The sequence below is a fragment of the Halobellus limi genome (assembly GCF_004799685.1).
GTDB classification, from domain to species: Archaea; Halobacteriota; Halobacteria; order Halobacteriales; family Haloferacaceae; genus Haloquadratum; species Haloquadratum limi.
This window is the reverse complement of the sequence record NZ_CP031311.1, coordinates 706657-723183: the sequence shown is the minus strand read 5'-3', so window position 1 is coordinate 723183 and position 16527 is coordinate 706657. Positions and strand designations below refer to the sequence as shown.

Below are 16527 nucleotides of genomic sequence, written 5' to 3'. Positions count from 1 at the left end.
AAGCGGGATACGCGACGAGTGATCGGCGACGAATTCGATGGCGAGCGGCGACGAACGGACGCTTATGCCTCGGTCTCGTCGGCGTCGCCCTCGGCGTCGACGTCCTGGAGACCCGGGGCGATCTCGACGTCGACGTCCTCGGGTTCCTCGCGACCGCCGACGCGGACCTCGCCGTCCTCGCCCTCGACGTAGACGTCGTCGGCGAAGCCGCTCGCGGCGTGCGGGTGCTCGGGGTCCTCCAACCGTTCCGGCGTCGACGGCGCGTCCGGAATCTCCTTCGTGCGGAAGTCCCCGAGCGGGCTCGCGATGTCGATGTCGTAGCGCTCGAAGAACTCCTCGTAGCGTTCGTAGTGGGCTTCGAGTTCCTCGACCGGGAACTCCATCATCTCCGTCCAGCCGTGGTTGTAGAAGTCGAAGTTCGCCTGAATATGCGTGATCTCTCTGGCCTCCGCCTCGGTGAACCCCTCTTCGAGCGCGCGGACGTACGTGTCGAACGTCAACTCGAAGAACGTCGCCATATGCGGCTCGCGCTCCTCGCGGTGGTCCGGGTCGGCCTTCTCGCCGAACACGCGGACGTGGAGGTCGACGAGTTTGTCCGTCGCGATGTCGCCGACGACCGGCATCGTCAGCGCCTTCTTCGCCGCGAAGTGGCGGATGTTCTGGCGGAGTTTCATCGGATCGGCGTTGGGACCGGGCGAACTTGAATGACACGCGTGTACGTATCTGGTGGTTTCGTGAAGCCCGCCCGAGTTGGTGTTGCAACTGCGAGAATCTCGGAAGCCCCCGCGCTCTCGACTTGGTGCGCTCGCTGTGCTCCTCGTCGTTCGCTTCGCTCACTCTTGCGGTGCTTGCGTCGCGCGCCTTCGCCGAGAGCGCGGCCCCTTCCAGTCCCACCCGTGGTTGTTCGATCGGCTCCCACCGCCCGTCGGTCAGGGTCCCACTTGGAGCCGCGGCTGTCCCGGTAGCGAACAGTCGGCACACCGCCGGCGACGACGTCCTCGCAGCGCCGTCGCCGTTTCCCCGCGTCGACGTGCCGAGCAACCGCGACCCGACGCGGGGTCGTCGTCAGATCACGAGGGCTCTGGCCGCGGGTTCGGATATAAACCTACGTCCGGTTGCGAAAACAGCGAGGCGTCGATGATCCCGAATCGCGTTATGTGGGGTTCGCCGCTACCGGATCAGTCGTCCGAGGGCGCGCCCCACTGCTGGATCCGGCGCGGGCGGTCGGAGACGGCCTCGACGTCGATCGGATCGTCCTTCGAGTCGAGGGCTTCCAGCGCCGCGAACGCGGAGGCGGTCGTCGAGAAGTAGGTGATCTCCTCCTCGACGCAGACTTCCAGCGCGTCGCGGTCCCGAGAGACCACGAGGTCGATCTCGCCGGCGCGCAGCGCCGAGACGAGTTCCTCCTCGTCGTCGAACGTCGCGAGGTCGAAGTGCGCGTCGTAGCCGGCTTCGAGCGCGTTCCCGTCCTCGGTTTCGGGGTCGGGGAACTCGTCGGCGGAGAGGTCGACCCACGCGGTCCCGCTCTCGGGGATCGGCTTGCCGGTGGCGTCCTGGGCTTTGTCGTAGGCCTTGCCGAACGTCGAGGCGGTGCCCATCACCTCGCCCGTCGATTTCATCTCCGGGCCGAGGCGCGGGTCCGATCCCGGCAGGCGGTCGAACGGCAGGACGACCTCCTTGACGCTGACGTCGCCGGGGATCTTCTCCTCGACGTCCAGATCGTCGAGCGTCTCGCCGGCCATCACCTTCGCGGCGAGTTTCGCGATCGGCACGTCCGTCGCCTTCGAGACGAACGGGACGGTCCGCGAGGAGCGCGGGTTGGCTTCCAGCACGTACACGTCGCCGTCCTTGACGGCCAACTGGACGTTCAGCAGGCCGACCGTGTCGAGCGCGGTCGCGATGTCCTCTGTGACCTCGCGGACGCGTTCGAGGGTGTCGGCGTCGAGCGAGCGCGGCGGGATCATACACGCGGAGTCGCCGGAGTGGACGCCGGCGCTCTCGACGTGCTCCATCACGCCGCCGATGATCGCGCGCTCGCCGTCGGAGACGGCGTCGACGTCGAGTTCGATCGCGTCGGCGAGGAAGTCGTCGATGAGGATCGGCTTGTCGGGGGAGACGCGGACGGCCTCCTCGATGTACTCCTTCAGTTCCGCGTCGGAGTAGACGACCTGCATCGCGCGGCCGCCCAGCACGTAGGAGGGACGAACGAGCACGGGGTAGCCGATGTCGTTCGCCAGATCGAGCGCCTCCTCCTCGCTGGTCGCGGAGCCGCCCTCCGGCTGGAGGATGCCGAGGTCGTCCATCAGGCGGTTGAAGCGGTCGCGGTCCTCCGCGAGGTCCATCGCGTCGACGCTCGTGCCGAGGATCTCGCAGTCCAGTCCCCGACGGTCGATCTCGGACTTCAGCGGGTGACCGATGTTGACCGAGGTCTGGCCGCCGAACTGGACCATCACGCCGTCGGCGTCGGCCGCCTCGACGACGTCTGCGACCTCTTCGGCGGTGATGGGCTCGAAGAAGAGGCCGTCGGAGGTGTCGTAGTCGGTCGAGACCGTCTCGGGGTTGTTGTTGACGACGTGGGCGTCGATGCCCATCTCACGGAGCGCCTGGACGGCGTGGACCGAGCAGTAGTCGAACTCGACGCCCTGGCCGATGCGGATCGGGCCACCGCCGACGACGACGACGCTCTCGACGTCGCGGTCGACGCGGAGCTCGCCCGCCGCGGCGTCGCCCTCGTAGGGGCCCTTGTAGAACTCGGGCTTGCGCGAGGAGTAGTAGTAGGGCGTCTGGGCGGCGAACTCGCCGGCGCAGGTGTCGACCTGCTTGTACGTGCGCCCGGGGACGTCGGTCTCGACCTCGCTGACGGTCGATCCCGTCGAGGCCGCGATCTCGGCGTTCGTGACGCCGGCGGTCGCGGCGGTCGTGAAGTCGCCCTCCTGGGCGGCGTCCATCGCACTGGAGACGCGCTGGTAGCGTTCGAGATACCACTCCTTGATGCCGGTCAGTTCCTGGACGTCCTCGATGGAGTAGCCGCGGTCGAACGCCTCGAAGATGGCGTACGTCCTATCGGGCGTCGGCCGTTCGAGCAGTTCGGTTTCGAGCACCTCGTCGGAGACGGCCTCGACGTCGGTCGCGGGCTCGTACTCCGTCGATCGGATCGCCTTCAGCATCGACTCCTCGAACGTCCGGCCGATGGCCATCGCCTCTCCCGTGGACTTCATCGCCGTCGAGAGCGTGAAGTCGACGTCGTCGAACTTGTCCTTGGGCCACCGCGGGATCTTCGTGACGACGTAGTCGATCGCGGGCTCGAACGCCGCGGTCGTCTCGCCGGTGATCTCGTTCTCGATCTCGTGGAGCCGTTTGCCGAGCGCGACCTTCGCGGTCACACGGGCGATCGGGTAGCCGGTCGCCTTCGAGGCGAGCGCCGAGGAGCGTGAGACGCGGGGGTTGACCTCGACGACTCTGTACTCGCCGCCGGGCGTGCCGTCGTCGTGCCAGGCGAACTGGATGTTACAGCCGCCCTGGATGCCGAGTTCCCGGATCACTTCGAGCGCGGCGTCGCGCATCTCCTGGTGGCCCTCGTCGGGGATGACCTGCGAGGGCGTGACCACGATGGACTCGCCCGTGTGGATGCCCATCGGGTCGATGTTCTCCATGTTGCAGATGATGATACAGGAGTCGTCGGCGTCGCGCATCACCTCGTACTCGAGTTCGACCCAGCCCGAGATGGACTCGGTGATGAGCACCTCGCTGTTGCGCGAGAGGCGGAGGCCCTTGCGAACGCGCTCGTACAGTTCTTCGAACTCGTGGACGACGCCCGAACCCGACCCGCCGAGGGTGTAGGTCGTCCGCGCGATCACGGGGAGGCCGCCGACCTCGTCGACGGCGTCGTCGACGCGGTCGCGGAGGTCGTCCTCGGTCATCCCCTGGACCTCCTCGTCCTCGTCGAGCGAGATGGTCGTCGACTCGGGGACGGGCTGGCCGATGTTCTCCATCCGCTGGCGGAAGAGGTCGCGGTCCTCCGTGGCGTAGATGGTGTCCAGCGGCGTGCCCATGATCTCGACATCGTGCTCCTCGAGGATGCCCTGCTCTGCGAGTTCGGCCGTGACGTTCAGCCCGGTCTGGCCGCCCAGGCCGGCGATGACGCCGTCGGGGTTCTCCTCGCGGATGATCTCGGCGATCGCTTCCGGGGTGATCGGCTCGATGTAGACCCGGTCGGCCATCTCCGGGTCGGTCATGATCGTCGCCGGGTTCGAGTTGACGAGGACGACTCGCGCCCCCTCCTCCTGGAGCGCTCGGCAGGCCTGCGCGCCGGAGTAGTCGAACTCGGCCGCCTGTCCGATCTGGATGGGTCCGCTGCCGATGAGCAGTATCGTCCGGTCTTCGGACGCTGCCGCACCGCCTGTCGAGGTGTCCTCGTCAGTCATCACGCTGTTTGAGTCCGCACATCGTAATAAGCCCGGCGAAATACTACGAGATGCGAAAAGCCGTTTCGAAATTCGTAACTGCTCGCCGCGGCACCTCACTCGACGGACCGATACCGGTACGGGCTCCCCTCGACCACGTCGACCGGACCGCCGCGCTCTTCGATCTGCCCGAGGACGGTCGCGACCCGATAGGGCGTCTCGAAGGCATCGACGTCGCGCGCCTGCAGGCGCTCCAGGATTTCGCGTGCGGTGAGCGGTTCCTCCGCCTCTTCGAGGACGTCGAGGAGCTGTTCGAACCCGGGTGGCCGGGTCGCGATCATACCCTCGTTTACGCTCCGACGACGCTTAGGTGTCAGTGCGACAGGCGTCAGACGGCCCGAAGATGGGCGAACACGGACGCACGCGGCGAGGAGAACGAGCGTGCTGTTTCCTTCAGGCGTACACGTCGTCTTCGGAGAGGTCCCGCTCCGCGCGGTACTCGGTGACGAACTCGCTCACGTCGAAGTCGAGCATCTGTCGCTCGAACTCCGAGACCGCGGTATCGTCTTCGGCGTGGCTGACGGCGTGCTCCATCAGTTCGACGACGAGTTCGACGACGATCTCGTGGAGTCGTCTGGAGTCGAAGTCGGTCACCCAGAGGATCCCCGCGCCGACGTCGCCGTCGTCGCTCACGTCGGCGGAGACGACCCGCTGGGGGAACTCTTCGAGGACGATGCCCATCAGATGGGCCGTCCCGAACTCCGGCATCTCCTCGCTTGTCGTCTCGACGGCGTCGCGGAGCACCGAGACGAGGAACTCGGGAACGAACCGCTCGGGGGGGTGGACGTCCATCACGACCGCGTGTGCGTCCCCGCAGGAACACTCGAACTCGCGCATCCCCAGATCGAGCGTGCGGACGGACCTGGTCTCGCCGCACGGAAGCTCGAGCGTCTCACCGCCGTCGCCCGGGACCTGCGGTTGTGCCATAGCCTCGGTTGTCCGCGACGGCGGTTAAACGTCGCGCTCTCCGGTCGTTGAAACTATAGTAGTTAGCGACTGATTGCTCATCCGATCGCACGACAGCGTGCGATCGAGTGAGTGGAGACTTGCAAACGCTACTATAAGCCGTGGACCCGGTTCGAGACGTCGATCCCTCGCGTTCCCGACTCAGTTGCTCGCGGTCGCGTACAGGAGCGGGCCGACGACGAGGAGGGCCAGACCGAGAAAGAGGTAGTGGATCGGCACGAGCGACTGCGGCGTCAACGCGAAGATCAGCCCGAAGACGATGGTGTTGAGCGCGAGAACCTTCTGTGATTTCAGGGGGAGCACGCCCACTGTCGCGAACACGAAGACGAGCAGGAGCGCCTGCCCGACGTTGTAGTTGAGCAGGAAACTGTCGACGAGCTGTAGGGGGAGCATCCTTGTCCGGAGTTTCGGCGCGAATCGAGTATTAAAGTTCCGTTCTTCGTCCCCTCAGACGAGCGGGCGGCGGTCAGTTCGGGCCGCTGATGTCCATCGGACGGATCCAACCGTACCAGATCGCGAAGATCATCCCGCCGTAGCCGAACATGAACACGAGCGCACCGAGGTCGTTGTAGCCGAGTTCACCGAGGAGCCGGCGCACGAGACCCGAGCCGGCGATGCCGAACAGGAGGATCGCCGCCAGCAGGAGGTTGTCTCGGGTCAGCGCGAACAGGCGCTCGTCTCCGTCGTGTTCGCTCGGCGTGTCGTCGCTCATCGTTCCGCCCTTGGAGCCGCAGCATTCTCATCCTGTCGGATGACGGTCGTCGACGGCGCCGGAGGAAGCGACAGCGAAAGCATCATTACCCAATCCGAACGGATTGCACCCGTGCGCCGTCTTCCGACGCTTCTCGTCCTGTGTGTCGCGCTGATCGCTCTCGTCGTGGGGTTCGGCCTGCAGTTCAACGGGTCGGACGCCTACCCGGATCCGGAAGCGATCGACGACGAGTACCCCTCGCACGTGGGCGAACGGGTGCACCTGTGGGGAGAAGTGGTCGAGACGGGGGACGGGACGGTCGTCCTCGCCGCCGACCCGCTCCGGTTCGCCGTCTCCGACCCGCCGCCGCGGGCGGTCGACCCGGGCGACAGCGTGCAGGTGTACGGGACGCTCCGCCCCGATCGACGGATGGAGACGACCGCCTACGACGTCCAGTCCACCGGCCGCATCGGGTACATGTACGGGGTGTCCGTCCTCGGGGCGCTGCTCGCCGCCGCCGGCTTCCTCCGGCGGTGGCGCGTCGACCGGAGCGGGTGGCGGTTCGTCCCGCGGGAGGGCGAGTGATGCCCGATCTGCTCACGCACGTGTTGCTCGCCTACGTCGCGGGCGCGGTCGTCGTAGGGCGGACCGCCCTGCCGGACCGATACCTCCCGGTCGTGACCGTGGGGGCCGTGACGCCGGACGTGATGAAGGCCGCCGTGCTCGGAGAAGCCGTCGCCGGGACCGCCGCCGGCGTTCCGTACTCGTTCTGGGGGATCCACACCCTCGGCGGCGTGGTCGTTCTCGCCGGCGTCGGAGCGATGACGGTCCGCAGTGACGACCGCCGGGCGGCGTTCGGCGCGCTGGTTCTCGGCGGCGTCACCCACCTGTTCTTGGACCTGTTCGTGATCCGCGTCGACGGGTTCGGCGCGCCGTATCTGTTCCCGCTCACCGCCTGGCTGCCGCCCGCCGGGAACCTCTACGCCAGCACCGACGTCTGGCCGGCGGCCGTCGCGATCGCGGTGGCGGTTCCGGTCTGGCTCGCGCGGCGACGGGGGTGAAACCCCGGAGCGGCCAACTGGTGTGCCGGACGGCACAGTCGCCCTCGGGTCGCTCCTCGTCCCGTCGGCTGTGCGCCCGCGACGTAGTGCGACCCCGGACCGCGAAGCTCTGAAACGACAGCCGACAGTATCAGCAGTACTGTGTCAGTTCCTCGTACGCACGGTCGGCGGCCCGATCGGGGTCGTGCGAATACGTGTACAGCTCCAGGGTGACGAACCCGTCGTAGCCGACGTCGTCCAGCGCGTCGAAGACGGTCCGGAAGTCGAGGTCGCCCTCGCCGGGGATCCGGTGGTAGTGCTTGCCCCGACGGCCGCCGACGATGTCCTCCAGGTGTACGCCGGTGATGTGGCCCGCGCTCCGGTGGATGGTCTCCGTGAGGTCCTCTCCGTACACGGCCGCGTGCCCGACGTCGAGGTTGACGCCCAGCGACTCGCGGCCGATCTCGTGTATCAGGGCCAACACCTCGTCGGTGCACTCGACGAGCAGTTCCGGTTCGAACTCGATGCCGACGTCGATGCCCCGCGGCTCCGCGTAGTCGAGAATCTCGTGGAGCGACGCGCGGAGGTGCTCCCGGGCGCGTTCCGGCGGGTTCCCCGCGAGGGGTCGTCCGGTCGCGAGACAGACCGCGGGCGACCCCACCGTCTCGGCGAGGTCGACGGCGCGCTTCGTGTACTCGACGCGCCACTCGCGGGCCTCGTCGTCGTCGGTGACGACGCTCGGCTCGAAGAACGCCGAGGGCGGCGCGTCGTCGTAGTAACCCATCGCCGTGTTCGCGTTGACGTTCGACACCGACAGCCCGGCCTCCGCGAGGGCGTCGCACAGCGCGCGCTCGTCGTCGTCGCCGAACGTCGGGAAGTAGGCGTGGGGCTCGTCGCCGAGTAGTTCGACGCCGTCGTAGCCGTGAGCGCCGATGCGGCGAACCGCCTCCGGGAGCGCGTACTCGGTGTAGGCGTTCGTGGAGAAGGCCAACTCGACCATCACCGCTCACCCCCGAGCCTGCTGAAAGGATCGGCCGCCACGGGGAGTCGGTGCGACGTCGTCGGGTCGGATCCGGTTCGGTAAATCGAGTGTCTCAGGTTCATCGTGGTGTCACCAAATTACGAGACTTCGAACAGTCGCGCCAGTCCGACCGCGGGGCCGAGGAATGCGACGGTGACCAGCGTCCACCCGAGGCCGGCGACGGCCGCGACGGCCGCATCGAGGACGACGAGCGCGAGCACGCACGTTCCGATGACCGGACCGATCGTCTCCGGCGACGGGTCGCGGTAGGCCCGCGCGAGCGCTCGTCCCGTCACGGCGAGAAACCCGACAGCGAGTGCGACGCCGACGCCCGCGGCGAGCGGGCGGACGGTGAAGCCGACGGTCGCGAGGAGCGTCACCGCGGCGGCCCCGGCGACGCCGGCGGCGCCGCCCGCGACGACCACCGACCGCCGGGCCGCGCCGCTCGCCTCGTCGGCGGCCGCCAGCGTCACCCCCGCGACGTACGCGGCGACCGCGATCGGTACACCGAGGGCCCACGGCGGGAGAGACGCGACCGAGATATCGGTGGCCGTCGTCCCGAGCAGGACGTTCAGTCCGCGCGCCGCGCCCATCGCCAGGAAGCCCGCCGGGCCGCCCTTCAGAGCGCCGTCGTACGCGACGACCGCCGCCGCGACCGCGGCCGCGCCGATGCCGGCATCGGTTCCGGCGACTGCGGCCGCGAGGAGCACGGCACAGAGCAGTAACGCGGCTCCGAGAGCGCCGGCGGCCGGGCGCGACACCCGACCGGTGGGGATCGGTCGCTCCGGGCGTTCCTCGGCGTCGACGGGCGCGTCGAAAAAGTCGTTGAGCGCCGTACCGGCGGCGTAGAGCAGTACGGACGCGGCGCCCACGCCGGCGACGGCAGGGAGCGCGACTGCGCCACCCGCGGCGACGGCGAGCGCCGCTCCGGCTATCACGTCCGGCGGTGCGGTAAAGAGGTTCGGGACGCGAACTAACTCGGCGTACGCCGCCGTGGTGCGTCGCACGCGGACTGTACCGCGTCGGGAGTGAGTCATCGCTCGATCAGGCCCACCCGTGCTCTTCGAGGTACTCGTACGCCTCGCGGGCCGTCTCCTCGGCGGTCTCCTGATACGGGTACAGCTCGACGGTGACGAGCCCCTCGTGGCCCGTCGCCTCGACCGCCTCGAGAAATCCGTCGATGTCCATCGCGCCGTCGCCCAACTGGGTGTGTTCGTGCGTGCGGTCGGCCGGGATGTCCTCGAGGTGGTAGTGGGGCGTGTGGTCGGCGAGCCGTCCGACGGCCTCGGCGGGGTCCTCGCCGACGCAGAAGAGGTGCCCCGCGTCGAAGTTGCAGCCGACGGCCCCGGAGTCGATCCGGCCGTCGATGTCGAGGTACTGATCGGTCGTCTCGATCAGCAGGTCCGGCTCGGGTTCGATCAACAGGTCGACGTCCAGGTCTTCTGCGGTCTGTGCGATCGACCGCATCCCCTCCGCGAACGTCTCCATCGCCCACTCGCGGGACTTCCCCTCGGGAATGGGGCCCCCCGGCTGGACGGAGATGGAGTCGGCCCCGAACGCGTCGGCCAGGCGGAGGCACTCGCGGGTGTAGTCGAGGCGCTGCTGGCGGTACCCGGGATCGGTCTCGACGTAGGAGGGGTGCTGGAAGTCCTCCGCGGTCACCATGAACGCGTTGCAGTTGCTGATTTCGAGGCCGGCGTCGTCGAGGGCGTTCTCGACCGCGGCGACGTCGTCCTCGTCGGTGTCGGCCGGGTGGAGGTGCGACGCGCCGAACAGCAGTTCCACCCCGTCGTACCCGACGTCGGCCAGGATCTCGACGGTCTCGACCGGGTCGTACTCCTGGAACGCGTTGGCTGAGAAGGCGAATCGCATAGGCACTCAGGGCTCGTAGTCGAAGTTCGGCGACTGGTCGAAGAACTCGTAGGGGTTCTCGAAGACGACCTTTCGGACCTCCTCGCGGTCCCAGCCGCGGTCGATCATCTTGTCCCGGGCCATCGGCACCGCCAGGGGGTTCGAGGGGTCCCAGTCGGCCGCGCTGTTGAGAATCATCTTGTCGGTGCCGTACTCCTCGAGTAAGTCGATGGCCTTCTCGTCCTCGATCTTGCCGGGGTAGAGGGTGAAGCCGACCCAGCAATCCGTCTGCAGGCTGGTGTCGATGGTGTGTTCCGTGTTGTGGTCGATGACGATTCGCTCCTCGGTGACGTCCTCCTCCCGGATCATCTCGACGAGCCGCTCGGTCCCCTCCGGTTTGTTCTCGTGGGGCGTGTGGACGATGACGGGGAGCTCGCGCTCCTCGGCCATCCGGAGCTGCCTGCGGAACGCGTACTCCTCGGCTTCGGTCCCCTGATCGAGACCGATCTCGCCGACGCCGACCACGTTCTCGCGGTCGAGGTACTCGGGGATGCGCTCCATCACTTTCTCGGCCATCTCCGGGTAGTTCGCCTCTTTGGGTTCGAGCCCGATGGTGACGTAGTGGTCCATCCCGGCCGCGCGCTCGGCGCGTTCGGTCTCGAAGTCGGTGATGTGTTCGAAGTAATCGAAGAACGAGCCCGCGTGTTGTTTGTCGGTCCCGCTCCAGAACGCCGGTTCGATACAGCACTCGATTCCCGCGCGTCGGGCACGCCGGTAGTCCTCGCTCGAGCGCGACACCATATGCATATGGGGGTCGATTATACGCATCGGATTACGTGTCAATCAGTTCGTACTTCGTTATGGGCCTCCTTCGGCTGACCTCGAAACGTACCACTGCAACAGGAAGGGCCGTACCGAGCGCTCGGAAGGGTTTGATCGCCACCCGGCTTCTCAGTGTGTCAATCCCATTCAGGCGTCGTGTAACAGCCGACCGTCCCGGTCAGACGTGGCATAACAATGTGGATAGTTCGACAAGAGACGCTCACGCCTATGACAAGCACAGGAGTCTGGTTGATCGGCGCTCGCGGAAACGTCGCGACCACTGCGATCGCGGGAGCGCGCGCACTGGCCCGCGGAGAAACGGACACGACGGGCCTGGTGACGGCGCGGGAACCGTACTCCCGGCTGGCCCTCCCCGACGTCGAGGAACTCGTCTTCGGCGGCCACGATATCCGGGAGAAGAGCCTCCTGGAGACGGCGCGGGACCTCTCTTCGAGCGGTGTCCCGAGTCCGGAAACCGTCGACGCGGTGGCCGAAGACCTCCGTCGCATCGACCGGCGGATAGAGACGGGAACGGCGATGAACTGCGGAGCGGCGGTCGACGATCTCGCCGATGAGGGGCCCCTCGACGACCGGCTTTCCGTGGACGAGGTCGTCGAGCGCATCCGAGACGACTACCGGGCGTTCCGCCGGGAGCACGGCCTCGATCGCGTGGTGGTGGTGAACGTCGCCTCGACCGAACCCCCGCTGGACGACTCGGGCCGGTACGACACGATCGACGCGTTCGAGCGGGCGATCGCCGCCGACGACCGCGACCTCCCGGCGAGCGCGCTCTACGCGTACGCCGCGCTCGTCGACGAGCACCCGTACCTGAACTTCACGCCGAGTACCGGCTCGGCGCTCGGCGGCCTCCGGGAACTCGCTGACGACCGGGACGTCCCGCACACGGGCCGAGACGCCAAGACGGGTGAGACGCTCGTCAAGTCGGCGCTCGCACCGATGTTCGCCGGTCGGAACCTCCGCGTGCGCTCGTGGGAGGGCCACAACATCCTCGGCAACGACGACGGCCGGGTCCTCGAAGACGAGGCCAACAAGGCCGGGAAACTGGCGAGTAAGGGAGGCGTGCTCGACTCCATCCTGCCCGGTCTCGAACACAACCGGGTCCGAATCGACTACACGCCGTCGCTGGGCGACTGGAAGACCGCGTGGGATTACGTCCACTTCGAGGGCTTTCTGAACACCGAGATGACGATGCAGTTCACCTGGGAGGGCTCGGACTCGGCGCTCGCCGCTCCGCTCGTGCTAGATCTGGTGCGTCTGCTCGCTCACGCCGACGAGCGCGGCGAGGGGGGCCTCCAGCGCCATCTCGCGTCGTTCTTCAAGGCTCCGCTCGGCGTCGACGAACACGACCTCTCCCGGCAGTTCGCGCTGCTGGACGAGTACGTCGACCGGCACGCGAGGGAGGCCGCCGTCGAATGACCGCGTCCGGCGGGCCAACCGCGGCCCGGCGCGTCGTCGTCCTGGACGTCGTCGGCCTCCAGCGCGACCATCTCGTCGACGGCCGCACGCCGAACCTGACCGAGTTACTGAGCCAGGGGACGACGGCCGACCTCCGGCCGCCGTTCCCCGCCGTCACGGTTCCGGCGCAGACCACGCTGGCGACCGGATGCTCGCCGGCGGCCCACGGCGACGTGGCGAACGGCGAGTACGACCGCGACGCCGACGCGGTGGCCTTCTGGGAGCGGGACCGAGGCGACCGCACTCGCGTCTGGGAGGCCGCCGCCGACGCCGGTCTCACCTCCGGCGTGCTGTTCTTCCAGCACCTCGTCGGGACGACCGCCGACGTCGCGGTGACGCCCTCGCCGATCGAGGACGAGGAGAACAACCTCCTCGAGATGGACTGCTGGACCAATCCCGACGGGTTCTACGACGAGCTGGAGGCCGAACACGGTCACTTCCCACTGCACAGCTACTGGGGGCCGGCGGCCGACGAGGGAAGCAGCGAGTGGATTCTGACCGCCGCCCGCGAGGCGATCGAACGGTACGACCCGGACCTGCTCTGGGTGTACGTCCCCCACCTCGACTACGACGCGCAGCGACACGGCCCCGACGCGCCGGAAACCGACGCGGCACTCGAAGCCGTCGACGAACTCCTCGGATCGTTCCTGTCGTTCCTCCGCGGGGGCGAGCGCTGGGAGGAGACGGTCGTGAACGTCGTCAGCGAGTACGGCTTCCACTCCGTCGACGCGCCCGCGTTCCCCAACCGCGCGCTCTGGGAGGTGGGACTGCTCTCGATGACCGACGACGGCCGCGGCGGCGAGGAGGTCGATCTCTCGCGCTCGTCCGCCTTCGCGATGGTCGACCACCAGATCGCGCACGTGTACGCCGATTCGGGAGTGCTCGCCGACGCCAGCGAGACGCTCGAAACGCTCGACGGCGTCGCCGAGGTGCTTGACGACAGCGGAAAGGCGGCCCGCGATATCGACCACCCGAACGCGGGCGACCTCGTGCTGGTCGCCGAACCCGACGCCTGGTTCCAGTATTACTGGTGGGACACCCGCGAGACGGCTCCGTCGTACGCCGCGGATATGGACATCCACGCCAAGCCCGGCTTCGATCCCTGCGAACTCTTCTTCGGCGACGACGGACTGACCTCGCTCGATCCGACGCGGGTCGGGGGATCCCACGGGCGCGTTGACGAGGAGACGCTGGGGGTGTACGGACTCGGCGGTCCCGCCGCCCCGGACCGAGGGACGCTCGACGGACCAGTCGACGCGCGGGCCGTGGCGCCGACGATCGCGGAGCTGCTCGGCGTCGAAGAGCGACTCGATATGGACTTCGAGGCGGCCTCGCTGCTGTCCGGTACGCACTCTGCTTCCGGCTGATGACGGCTTCTCGTCGCGAGGGAGACGCGTCTGGTCCGACAACTGCTCCCCGCGCTCAGAGCCGAGAAACCGAAGAGAGGAAGTCGGGGTTTGCCGGGTCGAAGAGGGAAGTCTCTCTCGGTTTCGGGTATCGCACGAAGTTAGGTGGCTGGGGAGTTGCGGCCCCAGTTCCCCGCCGGCCGGAAGCCGGCAGGGAAGGAGGTGGGCCAACACGGATTTGAACCGTGGACCTCCCGGTTATCAGCCGAGCGCTCAACCTGACTGAGCTATTGGCCCAGGCGAGCGCATCTACTCGTTGTTCGATGAGTAGTTTAAGAGTTTCCTTTCGACGGCAGTTGGTCACGGAGTGCCGGGGTTAGGGCCGATTGCGGTGGGTTCGCGGTCAGGAGTTGTCGTCGCCCGAGCGGCCGTACTCCTCGGGGTCGAGGTTCACCACGTCGTCGTCGGCCGGGAAGCCGCCGACCCAGACGTTGCCGGAGACGAAGCCCCCGGTCTGCCGGTCCAGGTACGGCCGGACGACGTACCGCTTCAGCACCTCGCGGATCGGATAGCGCGTGACCGGGAGCGCGAGCGCGAACCCGAGCGCGTCCGTGACGACGCCGGGCGTGAGCAGGAACGCGCCGGCGGCGATCAGGAGTCCCCCGTCCAGGAGTTCGTTCGTCGGGACCTCGCCCGTCGCGGCCTTCCGCTGGAGCTTCGAGAAGGTGTGGCGACCCTCCGCGCGGACGAGGAGCATCCCCACGAGCCCGGTGAGAACCACCAGGAGCACTGTCGGGACGAAGCCGATCCGTCCCGCGATCGGCAGCAACAGGAGCGTGTCGGCGAGCGGGATCGCCAACAGGAGTGCGATGACCCAGCGCGTTCGCATACGCCACCGTTTGCGACGGCCGTTCATAGCCCTTGTGTCGTCCGGCTCGGAGCGTCGGACGCCCGGAGGACGTCACCTCGAAGGGCTTACCCGCCGGCGCGCCCGATCAGTGGTATGACCGACGATCGGACGCACGTCGAGTGGCGCGAGTGGGGACCGGCGCCCTTCGAGGAGGCCCGGGCCGCCGACCGTCCCGTGCTGCTCGCGCTCACCGCGACGTGGTGCGACAGCTGTCACGAGATGGACGCCGAGACCTACGCCGAACCGCGGATCGCCGCGAACGTCAACGACGGCTTCGTCCCGGTGCGGGTCGACGTCGACAGACGGCCGAGCGTCCGCGAACGATACAATATGGGCGGCTTTCCCTCGACGGTGTTCTGTACGCCCGACGGGAGCGTGATCACCGGCGCGACGTACCTCGGCCCCGACGGGATGCGGCAGGTGCTCGGCTCCGTCCGCGACGTCTGGAGCGAGCGCGGCGACGACGCCGGGCGGATCCCACGAGCGCTGTCGGGCGATCCGACGCCCGCGGGACCGGTCGACGAGCGGATCGAGTCGCACCTCGCCGGGCAACTCGACGAGAAGTGGGACCCGCGCTTTGCCGGGTGGGGCACCGACGCGAAGTTCCCGCTCCCCCGGACCATCGAGTTCGCGCTCAAGCGCGCCCGCGAGCAGGCGACCGAGACGCTCGGCGTGATCGGGGAGTCCCTCTACGACGACGAGTCCGGCGGGTTCTACCGCTACGCGGAGGGGCGAGACTGGTCGGACCCGCACACCGAGAAGGTGCTCGACGCGAACGCGGCGCTCGTTCGCGCGTTCGCCAACGGCTACCTCTACACCGGCGACGACGGCCTGCTCGATCCGGCGCTCGGGACCCGCGACTTCCTGATCGAGCGCCTCTGGAACGGGACCGCGTTCGGAGGCAGCGTCGCGCCCGCACCCGATGACGCCGGAGGGTCGGGCGACGGCGAGGGGTCGGCAGCGGTCGACTCGGGCGACTTCGGCCCGCGACGCGACCTGACGGCCTACGCCGGCGGCAACGCGCTGGCCGCGGACGCCTTCCTGACGCTCGCGTCGTACACCGACGACGAGACGGCGCGGTCGTACGCCACCCGCGTCCTCGACGAACTCGACGCTGCCCTCGTCGCCGAGGACGGGACGGTCGTGCACTTCGAGGCGACCGCGGGGGCGTCGGGCGAGTCCGAATCGGATGCGGCCTCCGGCGGCGAAGCCACGAACGCGCCCGAACTCCTGCTCGAAGACCACGCGCGGGTCGTCGGCGCGTTCGCTCGCGCGCGGCAGGTCCTCGGCCCGGACGCACTCGCCTCGGGGCGGGACCCGCTGGACGTCGCCCGCAGCGTGGCCGATCGGGCGATCGACGCCCTGCAGGAACCCGACGGCGCGTTCCGCGACGGCCCCGAAACGGGCGTCGGTCTGCTCGACGAGCCGCTCAGGCCGCTCGACGGGGGCGTCGAGATGGCGGACGCGCTCCTCGACCTCGGAGCGCTCGTCGGCGAGTTAGGAGACGGGGACGGAGCGACCGAAGCGTCTCAGCGGTACGAAGACGCCGCGCACGCCGGGATCGCCGCCTTCGCCGGCGCGCGGGAGCGGATCGGCGTCCAGGTCGCCGGATACGGATCGGTCGCGGCGCGGCTCACGCGCCCGGATCTCGTGGTCGCCGTCGGCGGCCCCGCGGGGTGTGACCTCCATCGGGCCGCGCTGCGCGTCGCCGACCACGAGGCCGTCGTCGTCCCCCGAGCACCGACCGTGTCGGCGGGCGTCGCGACCGTCGAGCGGGGTGAACAGACCCGCGAGGCGACCACGCCCGAGGCGTTGATGGACGCGGTCTCGACGCTCACGCGCGACGCCTGAGCGGGCTCTCGGGGGCCGTCAGTGTGGAATCCGGGAACGATCCGCCGGTGTAAACCTCCGATTCGTTTTTGTTCGTGGCCTCACAGCGTG

16 protein-coding genes and 1 tRNA gene are annotated in these 16527 nt (G+C 68.4%); 5 read left to right on the top strand and 12 right to left on the bottom strand.

From position 1 onward, the window contains the following. Positions 1-62 precede the first annotated feature (62 nt). The 6 genes from DV707_RS03735 to DV707_RS03710 all read right to left on the bottom strand — a co-directional run bounded on the left by DV707_RS03735 (position 63) and on the right by DV707_RS03710 (position 6141). Positions 63-674 carry a DUF6149 family protein gene (locus tag DV707_RS03735; RefSeq protein WP_103990549.1) on the bottom strand — a complete coding sequence of 204 codons (612 nt, stop codon included), beginning with the start codon at positions 672-674 and terminating at the stop codon, positions 63-65. Between the two features lie 504 nt (positions 675-1178). Further along, a complete protein-coding gene (gene carB, locus DV707_RS03730) occupies positions 1179-4424 on the bottom strand; it encodes a carbamoyl-phosphate synthase large subunit (RefSeq protein WP_103990550.1) in 3246 nt (1081 codons plus the stop codon). 95 nt (positions 4425-4519) lie between these two features. Continuing rightward, positions 4520-4744: a helix-turn-helix domain-containing protein gene (locus DV707_RS03725; RefSeq protein WP_103990551.1), complete on the bottom strand. Its 225-nt coding sequence runs from the start codon at positions 4742-4744 to the stop codon at positions 4520-4522. Between the two features lie 112 nt (positions 4745-4856). Then, complete coding sequence (locus tag DV707_RS03720) at positions 4857-5390, bottom strand: DUF5815 family protein (RefSeq protein ID WP_103990552.1); 534 nt, start codon at positions 5388-5390, stop codon at positions 4857-4859. Between the two features lie 180 nt (positions 5391-5570). Then, entirely contained in the window at positions 5571-5822 is a 252-nt protein-coding gene (locus DV707_RS03715; protein WP_103990553.1) for a hypothetical protein, read from the bottom strand. A gap of 73 nt (positions 5823-5895) precedes the next feature. Further along, positions 5896-6141 (bottom strand): hypothetical protein, encoded by a 246-nt coding sequence (locus DV707_RS03710; protein WP_103990554.1) that lies wholly within the window; start codon positions 6139-6141, stop codon positions 5896-5898. 111 nt (positions 6142-6252) lie between these two features. Between DV707_RS03710 and DV707_RS03705 the strand changes: the two genes are divergently transcribed. Then, entirely contained in the window at positions 6253-6705 is a 453-nt protein-coding gene (locus DV707_RS03705) for a hypothetical protein (RefSeq protein ID WP_136361792.1), read from the top strand. Then, positions 6705-7181, top strand: coding sequence for a metal-dependent hydrolase (locus DV707_RS03700; protein ID WP_103990556.1), 477 nt, complete (start codon positions 6705-6707; stop codon positions 7179-7181). The genes DV707_RS03705 and DV707_RS03700 overlap by 1 nt, the downstream gene beginning before the upstream one ends. Before the next feature lie 130 nt (positions 7182-7311). On the opposite strand, the gene DV707_RS03695 is transcribed toward DV707_RS03700, so the two are convergent. The 4 genes from DV707_RS03695 to DV707_RS03680 all read right to left on the bottom strand — a co-directional run bounded on the left by DV707_RS03695 (position 7312) and on the right by DV707_RS03680 (position 10860). After that, a complete protein-coding gene (locus tag DV707_RS03695; RefSeq protein WP_103990557.1) occupies positions 7312-8160 on the bottom strand; it encodes a sugar phosphate isomerase/epimerase family protein in 849 nt (282 codons plus the stop codon). Positions 8161-8279: 119 nt separating this feature from the next. Beyond that, positions 8280-9218, bottom strand: coding sequence for a UbiA family prenyltransferase (locus DV707_RS03690; RefSeq protein ID WP_103990558.1), 939 nt, complete (start codon positions 9216-9218; stop codon positions 8280-8282). 7 nt (positions 9219-9225) lie between these two features. Further along, positions 9226-10053: a sugar phosphate isomerase/epimerase family protein gene (locus DV707_RS03685; protein ID WP_103990559.1), complete on the bottom strand. Its 828-nt coding sequence runs from the start codon at positions 10051-10053 to the stop codon at positions 9226-9228. A 6-nt stretch (positions 10054-10059) separates the two neighbouring features. Further along, positions 10060-10860: a TatD family hydrolase gene (locus tag DV707_RS03680; RefSeq protein ID WP_103990560.1), complete on the bottom strand. Its 801-nt coding sequence runs from the start codon at positions 10858-10860 to the stop codon at positions 10060-10062. A 189-nt stretch (positions 10861-11049) separates the two neighbouring features. Between DV707_RS03680 and DV707_RS03675 the strand changes: the two genes are divergently transcribed. Further along, positions 11050-12291: an inositol-3-phosphate synthase gene (locus tag DV707_RS03675; RefSeq protein WP_103990561.1), complete on the top strand. Its 1242-nt coding sequence runs from the start codon at positions 11050-11052 to the stop codon at positions 12289-12291. Beyond that, positions 12288-13697, top strand: a complete 1410-nt coding sequence (locus tag DV707_RS03670; RefSeq protein WP_103990562.1) for an alkaline phosphatase family protein — start codon at positions 12288-12290, stop codon at positions 13695-13697. Before DV707_RS03675 ends, DV707_RS03670 begins: the two co-directional genes overlap by 4 nt. A 202-nt stretch (positions 13698-13899) precedes the next feature. On the opposite strand, the gene DV707_RS03665 is transcribed toward DV707_RS03670, so the two are convergent. Together DV707_RS03665 and DV707_RS03660 are read right to left on the bottom strand one after the other, a co-directional pair. Further along, positions 13900-13973, bottom strand: a tRNA-Ile gene (locus tag DV707_RS03665). 106 nt (positions 13974-14079) lie between these two features. Next, positions 14080-14565 carry an FxsA family protein gene (locus DV707_RS03660; protein WP_103990563.1) on the bottom strand — a complete coding sequence of 162 codons (486 nt, stop codon included), beginning with the start codon at positions 14563-14565 and terminating at the stop codon, positions 14080-14082. Between the two features lie 114 nt (positions 14566-14679). Between DV707_RS03660 and DV707_RS03655 the strand changes: the two genes are divergently transcribed. Then, positions 14680-16437 carry a DUF255 domain-containing protein gene (locus tag DV707_RS03655; protein WP_103990564.1) on the top strand — a complete coding sequence of 586 codons (1758 nt, stop codon included), beginning with the start codon at positions 14680-14682 and terminating at the stop codon, positions 16435-16437. Positions 16438-16527 lie beyond the last annotated feature (90 nt).